1 protein-coding gene is annotated in these 1,311 nt (G+C 56.4%); it reads right to left on the bottom strand.

The annotated features are described in order from the left end of the window. On the bottom strand, nucleotides 1-971 hold a 971-nt coding region (locus tag NW853_RS06715), incomplete at its 3' end, for an ABC transporter substrate-binding protein (RefSeq protein WP_414335131.1). Nucleotides 972-1,311: the final 340 nt, after the last annotated feature.

The following is a 1,311-nucleotide window of genomic DNA, read 5'->3' as shown; positions in this document are numbered from 1 at the left end:
TTGTCGGCCTCGCGGCTTTCGGCCAACTCCGCTGCCGGGGCGCTCAAGATCTTCAGCTCGCTCAAGGCGGGGAAACCTTTTGGCGGCGTCACACCCTGCCGCAGCGGCATGTAGCCCATCTCAGCAGCGACCTCCTGCCCCTTCTGAGACAGCAAGAAGTCCACAAAAGCCTGGGCAGCTTCCAGGTTGGGCGTTCCTTTTACAATTCCCACCGGCTCGGTAATCACCGGCACGCCCTCCTTGGGATAAACCACCTCCACCGGGGATCCCTCGTTGCGGCTGCGAATGGCAAGAAAGTCCACCACCATGCCGTAGCTTTGTTCGCCACCGGCGACGTTGCGGGCGACAGCGCCATTGCCCTGCACCAGCACAGTTTTGTTCTTTTTCAGCGCTTCGTACCACTCCCAGCCCAGGCCGGGGGTACGGGTGATCACCCCCAAATTGTAGGCGGCAGCACCCGAATAGGTGGGGCTGGGCATCACCAGCTGGCCTTCCGGAACCTGGGCTAGGGCTGCCCAGCTATCGACAGGCTGGGCTTTGGCCGTGTTGTAAACGATCACCGTGGCCAGGATCTTGGTGCCGAAGTAGCGGCAGTCTGGATCGTAGTAGGTGGCGGCGATGGCCTTGGCTTCAGGGCTGCAGTAGGACTCCAGCAAATTGCGGGATTTCAGCAACTCAAAAGTAGGCGCATCGGCCACCAGCAACACATCGGCTTGGGAACTGCCCTTTTCTGCTTCCAGCAAAAAGCGGCTGATCACCTCCTCGGTGCCGGAGCGAAAGATCTCCACGGAAACTTCTGGATAAACTTCTCGAAACGCAGCCACGGTTTTCTGAGCGTCTGCATCGGGTTGGGAAGTGTACAAGCGCAATGTCCCGGAAGGCTTGGCCCAGGCTGGGTTCAGGGATCCCCACGCAAAAGGCTGGGCAAAAGCCACGCTGCAAAGCACCGCCAACAGAGATAGAGGACGCACGGCGATTCTCCTAACCACTCCGAAATTGGGTCTTGTGTTCACTCTCACTTTACTACCGATCTGGCACATCGGATTTTCCCTTATTTCCGGGGTGGAGTACAGCTCAGAATATCTATACCTCAACAACAATGATCCAAAAGTTATCTGCAAGTTATTTTGGGATTAAGCTTTGATTAACAAAAAGTTGCCGGTCAGATTGTGGGAGGAAGGAGCGCATTTTGGTTCAACAGCTATGCTGTCTTTATACTTCGGCCGCAGGGATCTGAAAGCAGCTTCTTCATCCAACTCCTCATCGAGAAGCTCAACCAAGACAACCAGCTTCCGACTTCACCCGCCGTCC

This window comes from Synechococcus sp. H55.11 (genome assembly GCF_047462475.1).
In the GTDB taxonomy this organism is placed as follows: Bacteria; Cyanobacteriota; Cyanobacteriia; order Thermostichales; family Thermostichaceae; genus Thermostichus.
Note: the sequence above shows the minus strand (reverse complement) of the source record. Positions and strands in the feature narration are given on the sequence as shown.